This window comes from Frigoribacterium sp. Leaf44, assembly GCF_001421865.1.
Classification (GTDB): Bacteria; Actinomycetota; Actinomycetes; order Actinomycetales; family Microbacteriaceae; genus Frigoribacterium.
Genome location: NZ_LMLG01000007.1, coordinates 130010 through 138436, shown reverse-complemented (window position 1 = coordinate 138436; position 8427 = coordinate 130010). Strand labels below are relative to the sequence as shown.

General features: G+C 71.4%; 8 protein-coding genes and 1 pseudogene. 3 read left to right on the top strand and 6 right to left on the bottom strand.

All coding sequences use genetic code 11. The features are described 5' to 3' along the window. A pseudogene (locus ASE87_RS16535) lies at window positions 1-243 on the bottom strand (hypothetical protein); the annotation flags it as partial. Here ASE87_RS16535 and ASE87_RS14835 point away from each other — a divergent pair. Then, window positions 242-1255: a hypothetical protein gene (locus ASE87_RS14835; RefSeq protein WP_137848138.1), complete on the top strand. Its 1014-nt coding sequence runs from the start codon at window positions 242-244 to the stop codon at window positions 1253-1255. The pseudogene ASE87_RS16535 and the gene ASE87_RS14835 sit on opposite strands and share 2 nt — an antisense overlap. Before the next feature lie 13 nt (window positions 1256-1268). Here the strand turns inward: ASE87_RS14835 and ASE87_RS14830 are convergent, their stop codons facing one another. The 4 genes from ASE87_RS14830 to ASE87_RS14815 all read right to left on the bottom strand — a co-directional run bounded on the left by ASE87_RS14830 (window position 1269) and on the right by ASE87_RS14815 (window position 4321). Then, on the bottom strand, window positions 1269-1979 hold the full coding sequence (locus ASE87_RS14830) for a hypothetical protein (protein ID WP_056229942.1): 711 nt from the start codon (window positions 1977-1979) through the stop codon (window positions 1269-1271). Continuing rightward, window positions 1976-2869 (bottom strand): ATP-binding cassette domain-containing protein, encoded by an 894-nt coding sequence (locus tag ASE87_RS14825; RefSeq protein WP_056229939.1) that lies wholly within the window; start codon window positions 2867-2869, stop codon window positions 1976-1978. Before ASE87_RS14825 ends, ASE87_RS14830 begins: the two co-directional genes overlap by 4 nt. After that, window positions 2866-3225, bottom strand: a complete 360-nt coding sequence (locus ASE87_RS14820; protein WP_056229936.1) for a GntR family transcriptional regulator — start codon at window positions 3223-3225, stop codon at window positions 2866-2868. The genes ASE87_RS14825 and ASE87_RS14820 overlap by 4 nt, the downstream gene beginning before the upstream one ends. Window positions 3226-3313: 88 nt before the next feature. Then, entirely contained in the window at window positions 3314-4321 is a 1008-nt protein-coding gene (locus tag ASE87_RS14815) for a GlxA family transcriptional regulator (protein WP_056229933.1), read from the bottom strand. A 213-nt stretch (window positions 4322-4534) separates the two neighbouring features. Between ASE87_RS14815 and ASE87_RS14810 the strand changes: the two genes are divergently transcribed. Then, complete coding sequence (locus ASE87_RS14810) at window positions 4535-5179, top strand: HD domain-containing protein (RefSeq protein WP_056229932.1); 645 nt, start codon at window positions 4535-4537, stop codon at window positions 5177-5179. A gap of 156 nt (window positions 5180-5335) precedes the next feature. Beyond that, window positions 5336-6370 carry an LLM class flavin-dependent oxidoreductase gene (locus tag ASE87_RS14805; RefSeq protein ID WP_043595937.1) on the top strand — a complete coding sequence of 345 codons (1035 nt, stop codon included), beginning with the start codon at window positions 5336-5338 and terminating at the stop codon, window positions 6368-6370. Between the two features lie 24 nt (window positions 6371-6394). Here the strand turns inward: ASE87_RS14805 and ASE87_RS14800 are convergent, their stop codons facing one another. Continuing rightward, window positions 6395-8380, bottom strand: coding sequence for a cytochrome c oxidase assembly protein (locus ASE87_RS14800; protein WP_056229929.1), 1986 nt, complete (start codon window positions 8378-8380; stop codon window positions 6395-6397). Between the last annotated feature and the right edge of the window lie 47 nt (window positions 8381-8427).

Below are 8427 nucleotides of genomic sequence, written 5' to 3'. Positions count from 1 at the left end.
CTTCGAGGTGTTCCACGACAGGTGGTTCAGCAGCGTCGACTTGCCCGTGCCTGCCCGGCCCGTGACGAAGATGTGCTCGCGGGTGTTCTCGATCGCGTCGTACAGCGCCTGCTGTTCGGCGGAGAGGGCCACGCTCACGACGACGAGCACCTTTCGGACGGGGGTGGGGGAGGCCACCAATCTACCCGCGACGGCGGTGGTGCTCGGGAGTTCGTGACCCGCGCCTCCTATTGTTGTCGTCATGTCGTCGTCTGTGGGGGAGGAGACGCGCCCACCGCTCGGCTGGCCGTTCGTCGCGATCTGGGGCGGGGCGCTGCTCTTCGTGCTGATCGGTTTCTGGGTCACCGTCGTGGCCCTGAACGCCACCGTCTACAGCGCCGCCGGGTTCGCCCGCGGCTACGTGGCGGCCGTCGACCGCGGCGACACGTCGAGCGCCTTGACCCTCGCGGGCGTCGCGCCGACCGACCAGCTGGCCGACGCGCTGCTCGAGGTGCCCTCGCTCGGCGGCGTCGACGACGTGACCGAGGTGGGCGACGTCGACCTCGGTGACGACACCCACGCGATCACGCTCTCGTACTCGATGCAGGGCACGTCGGCCACGGCCGAGGCCCCCGCGCAGTCGCAGTTCGTCGTGCAGCGGGTCGGCACCCGGTTCGGACTCTTCCACTCGTGGCGCTTCGTGCAGGCGCCCACGGCCCAGCTCGACGTGACGCCCCAGCACGACTCCCGCTTCACGGTGGACGGCCGCGACGTCACGACCGACGCCCCCGACGTCGCGACCCGGTTCACGGTCCTGGCGCCGTCGCGGTTCGAGCTCGACCACTCGTCGCGCTACCTCGAGGCGCCGACCGTCGAGGCCGACGTGCTCACGGTGGGGGCGACGTCGGCGGTGTCGATCGAGGTGCAGCCCCGGGAGGCGTTCGTCGAGGCCGTGCAGGACATGGTCGACCAGCAGCTCGACGAGCAGTGCGTCACGCAGCAGGTGCTGTTGCCGGCCGGGTGCCCTTTCGGACGCCAGGTCGACGACCGGGTCACCGACGATCCGACGTGGACGGTCCCGGTGCACCCCGTCGTCTCGATCGTGCCGGGTCCGTCGGGACAGTGGCAGGTGCCCGGGGTGGCCGGCACGGCCCACCTCGTCGTCGGTGCCCAGTCGCTCTTCGACGGCAAGCGGTACACGATCGACGAGGACGTCCCGTTCACGGTCACGTACCTGATGCGCATCAGCACGTCCGACGAGCTGACGTTCGACTGACCCGGCCCTCGCGTCAGCGGACGGAGGCGCGGCGCAAGAACGCGAACGTCCCCGCGATCGCCGCCGCCGCGAGCAGTGCCGCGGTGAGCGCCGCCCACCAGCTCTGGTAGTTCGCGAACACGGCGGGCAGCGAGGGGCCGGCGGCCAGGAGCGCGACGGCCAGCACGAGCACGACGCCGATCGAGATGCCCAGCGGGCCCCGCGGCCCGAACCGCAGCCAGGCCGCTCCGAACACCCCGCCGGCCGTCTGGGCGACGAGGGCGCCGAGGAACACGATCGGGACGAGCACGCCCAGGTCGCCGGCACCGAGGACGTTGACGTCGAAGACGTAGAAACCGCCGAACCAGTGGTCGGTCAGCACCTCGAGCGCGAGCAGGGCGGCGAACACCCCGGTCAGGTAGAGCGCGACGAGGGTGTGGGTCACGGCGGTGCCCAGCGCGAACGCCCGTCGCGTCGCCCCGAACGAGGCGGCGAGGGGGAAGGTCGACGCGACCGAGGCCACGCCCATGGCGACGAGGTACCCGGACTGGGCCCACACGACCCCCGGGTTGAAGCGTGCGCCGGTGGCGTACGAGGCGCCGTCGTCGTAGGCGCCCGAGCGCTGCAGCGTGACCTGGATCACCACGGTGACGGCGAACGTGATGGCGACGATGAGCAACGGCACGAGCAGCGCGCTGCGCCGACGGGCGAACTGCAGTCGGACGACGGGCAGGATGCGGTTCACGAGGCGACCCCTTCGAGTTCGGTGTCGCGCGAGCCGAGGGCCGCGACGACCTGTTGCAGTGAGACCCCCGAGAGCTCGACTCCCGCCGCGGCGGCGTCGGTTCGCGTGGTGTGGTCGGCGACGCCGTCGACCACCGCCGTCTTCAGTCCGCCGACCGCGTGCTGCGACAGGAGGCGGCGCCCGGCGGCGAACCGGTCGACGGCGGATGCCGTCCCGGCGACCTGGTAGGCGGAAGCCCGCGCCTGGTCGACGTCGGAGTCGAGGCGCACCCGGCCCTCGTCGAGCACGACCACCCGTTCGAGCAGGGCCTCCATCTCGTCGATCAGGTGGGTCGAGAGCAGGATCGTCCGGGGGTGGGCCGAGTAGTCGGCGAGCAGGCGGTCGTAGAACAGCTGCCGGGCCGTGGCGTCCAGTCCGAGGTAGGGCTCGTCGAAGATCGTCAGCGGTGCCCGCGAGGCCATGCCGATCACGATCGACGCGGCGGACAGCTGCCCGCGAGACATCTTCTTCAGGTCGGTCTTCTCGGGCACCCGCAGGTCGGCGGCGAGGTCGCGGGCGAGGGCGGCGTCCCACCCGCGGTGGAAGGCCGGTGCCACCGAGAGCACGTGCTTCAGTCTGAAGCCGTCCGGGTATCGCTGGCTGTCGCGCACGAACGACACCCGCGACAGGACGTCGGCGTGGTCCGCGGGCTCTCGGCCGAAGACCCGCACCGCGCCTCTCGACGGCCGTTCCTGGCCGGCCACGCAGGCCATCAGCGTCGTCTTGCCGGCACCGTTGCGGCCGAGGAGGCCGCAGATGACGCCCTCGTCGACGCTGAGGTCGACGCCGTCCAGGGCGCGCGAGGAGCCGTAACGACGGCTCAGGTCGGTGATCTCGATCACAGGGCTCATGACTGGTCCTCTTGTTCGATCAGGTGGTGGAGGGCGGCGGCGTCGATGCCCAGCGCGCGTGCCTCGGCCACCAGCGGGCGCACGTACTCGTCGGCGAAGCGGGCCCGTCGGTGTTCGGCCAGCCGCTCGCGGGCACCGGTCGCGACGAACATGCCGACGCCCCGGCGTTTGTAGAGGATGCCGCGGTCGACCAGCAGGTTGACGGCCTTGCCTGCCGTGGCCGGGTTGATCCGGTAGAACGCGGCGAGCTCGGTGGTCGACGCCACCGGTGCCTCGTCGGCGTAGGTGCCGTCGAGCACGTCCTTCTCGATCTGCGCAGCGAGTTGCTGAAAGATCGGCGTCCCGTCGTCGAGCACGACTGCTCCTTTGGTTAGCTACTTAAGTAGTTAACCTAGGAGGCGCGGATCGGCCTGTCAAGGACCGTCCCGTCACGGACCGTCCCGTTCAGGCGCTGGCGGCTCCCGCCCCCGCGAGGTCGCGCACGTCGTCGACGCCGCCGAAGGTCGAGCGGTAGGCGCGCGGGGTCGTGCCGAGCACGCGCGCGAAGTGGTGGCGCAGGACGGCCGCCGAACCGAAGCCGACCTGGTCGGCGATCGCGTCGATGCCGAGCCCGGTCGCCTCGAGCAGCTCCTGCGCCCGCAGGAGGCGCTGGCGGGTGAGCCACGCCCCGGGCGTCGCCCCCAGCTCGGCCTTGAAGCGACGGGCGAAGGTGCGCGGCGACATGTGCGCCCTCGCGGCCAACCCCTCGATGCTCAGGTCGTCGCGGAGGTGTCCGAGCATCCAGTCCGTGAGCGGGGCCAGCGAGTCGTCGACCTCGACCGGGAGCGGGGTCTTGATGAACTGGCTCTGGCCACCGTCGCGGTGCGGCGGCACGACCATCCGGCGGGCGATCACGTTCGCGGCGGCGACGCCGTGCTCGCGGCGGACGAGGTGCAGGCAGGCGTCGATGCCGGCGGCCGTGCCGGCGCTCGTGATGACGCGGCGGTCCTCGACGAAGAGCACGTCGGCGTCGACCTCGACCGCGGGATGGTCGCGCTGCAGGGCATCCGAGTAGCGCCAGTGGGTCGTCGCCCGGCGGCCGTCGAGCAGCCCGGCCTCGGCCAGCACGAACGCCCCGCTGCACACGCTGAGCAACCACGCCCCGCGCGCCTCGGCCGCGACGAGCAACTCGCGCACGGCCGGCGAGACGAGCTCGGCCCGGTCGGGCCGGTTCCACAGGGCCGGCACGCAGACGACGTCGGCGTCGGCCGCGGCACCCAGGTCGAGGTCGACCGTGATCGAGAAGCCCTGGTTCGTGCGGACGAGCCCGGGGTGCTCGGTCACGATGCGGTGCTCGAACGGAGGCGCGCCCTCGTCGGTCCGGTCGAGGCCGAACACCTCGCAGAGCACCCCGAACTCGAAGGGCGCGACGCCGTCGGCGACGATCGTGGCGACGGTGCGGAACGGGGACATGGGGTCTCCTGGGGTGGGGCGAGCCGCACGCCGCCACGAAGTGGACACCGCGCCATCTTTTCTCGTGGCGTCGTGTCCACATCGTGGCGGGCTGGCGGGCTGGCGGGCTGGCGGGCTGGCAGGCTGACCGGGCTGGCGGGATGGCGGGATGTCGACGGGTGGTGGCAAGACTGCCACTCGTGGCAGGACGTGTCTACTCGTAGAGTTCCTGCCATGACCGCCGAGCCCCGCCCGACCGCCGAGCCCCGCCCGACCGCCGCCGTCCTCGACGACCTGCTCGCGCCTCCTACGCCCGTGGCCGCCCGCGCCCTCGAGGCGGCCGCCGTCGTGTCGAGTCCGGCCCTGCTCGCGCACAGCCTTCGCTCGGCGGCGCTCGCCGTGGCCCTGGGGCGACTCGAGGGTCTGGAGTTCGACCACGAGTTGCTCTTCGTGGCGGCGGCGCTGCACGACGTCGGACTGGCCGGCCCGTTCGACAGCCATGCCGAGCCCTTCGAGCGGGCCGGGGGAGAGGTCGCCCGCGTGTTCGCGACCGGGGCGGGGTGGCCGTCCGACCGCTCGCAACGGGTGGTCGAGGTCGTCGTGCGGCACATGTGGCCCGCGGTCTCGCCCGGCCTCGACGTCGAGGGGCACCTGCTCGAGCGGGCGACGAGCCTCGACGTGTCGGGGGTGGGCGGCGACGACTGGCCGACCGAGCTGGTCGCCGCCCTCGTCGACCGACTGCCCCGCGACGGCTTCGGTGTCGAGTTCGGTGGGCTGATGTCGGCGCAGGCGCACCGGAAGCCCGGGTCCGAGGCCGGTCGGACGATCCGGGGTGGCATGCGCGACCGGATCGCCGCGAACCCGCTCGACCGCCTCTGACCCCGGCGCCCGGGCACCCCGCGCCCGGGCACCCCGCGCCCGAGCACCCGCCGCCCGGGCACCGGGTGGGCCACGGGCGCGTGCATCGCGCCCCCTCCCGCGATCGCCCTCCATCGGCTAGAATGATGCAAACGTATGAATTTGGAGAGCACCCGCATGGCACACCCCCTCGAGTTCGGCCTCGACACCTTCGGCGACATCACCGACCGCCTCGACGGCAGCCCGGTCACCCACGCCCAGGCCATCCGCAACCTGGTCGAACAGGCCGTCCTGGCCGACGAGGTGGGCCTCGACTTCATCGGCGTCGGTGAGCACCACCGCAAGGACTTCGCCGTCTCGGCACCCGAGGTCGTGCTCGCCGCGATCGCCGCCCGCACGAAGACGATCCGCCTGGGTTCGGCCGTCACCGTCCTCAGCTCGGACGACCCCGTGCGCGTGTTCCAGCGCTTCGCCACGGTCGACGCGATCTCGAACGGCCGCGCCGAGGTCATCCTCGGCCGCGGCTCGTTCACCGAGTCGTTCCCGCTCTTCGGTCTCGACCTGCAGGACTACGAGGTGCTCTTCGAGGAGAAGATCCAGCTCTTCGCCGAACTGCTGAAAGAGGGGCCGACGACCTGGTCGGGCACCGTCCGCGCCGGCCTCGACGCACAAGAGGTCTACCCCAAGACCGAGGGTGGCTCGATCCGCACCTGGGTCGGCGTCGGCGGATCGCCGCAGTCGGTCATCCGTGCCGCGCACTACGGCTTCCCGCTCTTCCTCGCGATCATCGGCGGCCAGCCCGCCCAGTTCGCGCCCTACGCCGACCTCTACCGACGCGCCCTCGGCGAGTTCGGCCACGACTCGCAGCCGATCGCGATGCACTCGCCCGGTTTCGTGGCCGAGACCGACGCCGAAGCCAAGGAGGCGCTGTTCCCGTACCAAGAAGAGCAGACGAACCAGCTCGGTCGCGAACGCGGCTGGCCCCCCTACAGCCGTGCGCAGTACGAGGCCAGCGCCAGCTCGACCGGTGCGCTCTACGTGGGTTCGCCCGAGACCGTCGCCACGAAGATCGCGCAGAACATGCGCCTGCTCGGCGCGACGCGCTTCGACATGCGGTACAGCATGGGCCGCCTGCCGCACGAGCTCATGATGCGCAGCATCGAGCTGTACGGCACGAAGGTAGTTCCGCTGGTACGCGAGATGCTCGCCTGACCCGACCCGCGCCTCCTCGGGGCGTCAGCGGGTGCGCTCGCGCTGGTGGGACAGCGCCTCGAGCTGCTCGTTGTACGCCCTGAGCTCGGCGTCGTCGTCGCGCTCGGCCTGGCGGTCCTTGCGGACAGCCTCTCGACCGTCGCTGCGGCTCCACATGATCGCCACGGCGATGGCCATGACGATCGTCGGGATCTCGCCCACGCTCCAGGCGATGCCGCCGGCGACGTACTGGTCCTGCATCGGGGTCGGCCCCCAGGTGCGGCCCATGGCGCCGTACCAGTCGGCCAGGAAGAGGCCCGTGGCGCTCATGATGCCCAGGCCGAAGAACGCGTGGAACGCCATGGTCCCGAGCAGCACGACGAGCCGGGCGGGGTAGGGGAGTCGACCCTTGACCGGGTCGATGCCGATCATCGACTGCACGAAGAGGTAACCGGTGATCAGGAAGTGCACGATCATCCAGTAGTGGCCGATGTGCGTGGTCGTCGCCCAGCTGAACAACGGCGTGTAGTAGAACGCCCACAGCGAGCCCGCGAACAGCACCGCCGAGATGATCGGGTTGCTGACGAACGTCGCGAACCGCGAGTGCACCAGGATCATGATCCACTCACGACCGCCCCGCGTGCCGTCGCTGCGCTTCTTGATGGTGCGCAGCGCGAGCGTGACCGGTGCGCCGGGCACGAGCAGCACGGGTACGAGCATGCCCAGCGCCATGTGCGCGAGCATGTGCGTGCTGAAGAGGTACTCCTCGTAGACGTTCGGGGCACCGCAGGTGATGTAGAACAGCACGACGAGGCCCGCCACCCACGAGACGGTCCGGCCGACCGGCCAGCGGTCGCCGCGGCGGTGCAGGCGCACGACGCCGGCCAGGTAGAAGAAGACGCCGAAGGCGCAGAGCAGGCCCCAGAGCAGGTCGACGTTCCACTCGGTGAGGTAGCGCAGGGGCGTCAGCTCGGGCGGCAGGGCCTCTTCGGTGAGGATGACCGCGGGGGTCGGATCGGCCAGGTCGGCCGCCGCGACCTGCTCGACCGGGGTGGCCGTCCGGGCGAGTGCCGCGGCGACTCCGGAGGCGAGCCCCATGAAGGCGAGCTCGGCGGTGACGAACCACCAGAAGAGCTTGGCCGTCGCCTTGGGGTGGGTGGCGAGGCGGCCGACGAGCCACCGGCGCTGCACGACGCCGAACAAGCCCAGAGCGACGAGGGCGAACGTCTTGACGAGTACGAGCACGCCGTAGCCCGACGTCAGGGCCGACCAGTCGCCGATGCGGATGGCGGCGCTGCCGATGCCCGACACCGCGACGACGACGAAGCAGACGATGGCCACGCTCGAGTAGCGCGCGAGCACGATCGCCAGCCGCCCGCTCGAGAGGTGCCCGCGCAGCAGCACGATGGCGAGCAGGCCGCCCAACCAGACCGACGCTCCGACCAGGTGCAGGGCGAGGTCGGTGACGGCGGCGTCGTGGCCACTCGTGCCGGCCGCGTGGCCCTGCTCGGCGATGGGGATGAGCCCGCCGGCGGCGAGCACCGTCACGGCGACGATCAACCAGATGTTGCGGACGATGAAGCAGAGCACGGTGACGGTCGCGGCGATCAGCGTCGTGATGAGCCAGGCGATGCCGAGCTCGGTGTTCGTCAGGAAGAACGCGAGCGTCCGCCCGAACTGGTCGTCGAAGGTGACCGGCACGTTGGCGACGCTGAGGAACGTGAAGAAGGTGGTGATCGCCGAGGCGACGGCCCAGAAACCCGCCGCGGCGGCGGCGACGTCCAGGGCGCGGTCGTACTCCGCTTCGCGTCGCGTGAGTGCGAAACACGTCAGGAAGAGCGTGCCGATGGTGAGGGCCGCACCGATGTTGCCCAGCATCTTGGCCATGGGCAGGCCGTAGCGCACGACCTCGCCGGGGTCGACGACGAGGGGCGCGTCGGCCGCCCCGCCGAACTTCAGCGCGGCGAGGAGGGACGCGAACGCCACCAGCACGAGCAGTGCGGGCGCCGTGGTACGAGCGAGTCTGGGCATCGTCTACCAGGGTAAGTCGGATCGCCTGGTGAACAGGCGGGGGTGAG